Here is a 292-nt window from a genome sequence, read left to right on the forward strand (position 1 = left end):
GCGACGAGGGTGTCGGGGGCGACGCCGTGCTCGCGCAGGTGGTGGGCCAGCCGGTTGGCGCGCGCGTCGAGGTCGCGATAGGTCAGCGACGTCCCCTCGAAGGTCACCGCCACCGCGTCCGGTGTCGCCGCGACCCGCTCCGCGAAGCGGGCGGCGACGCCCCGTTCCACCGGGGACGGCCCGGTCTGGCGCAGCGCCTGCTCCCGCTCGCGTTCGTCGAGCAGGGTGAGCTGGTCGATCGGCCGGTCGGGGTCCTCGGCGAGTTGGGTGAGGACGTGGCGCAGGTAGCGGA

1 protein-coding gene is annotated in these 292 nt (G+C 75.3%); it reads right to left on the reverse strand.

Going from position 1 to position 292, the window contains the following annotated elements:
* Window positions 1-292: AMP-binding protein (locus tag ACSNN9_RS28725; protein WP_436676426.1), on the reverse strand; the 292-nt coding region annotated here is incomplete at both ends.

The organism is Micromonospora sp. URMC 107, from assembly GCF_051386315.1.
Lineage (GTDB): Bacteria > Actinomycetota > Actinomycetes > Mycobacteriales > Micromonosporaceae > Micromonospora.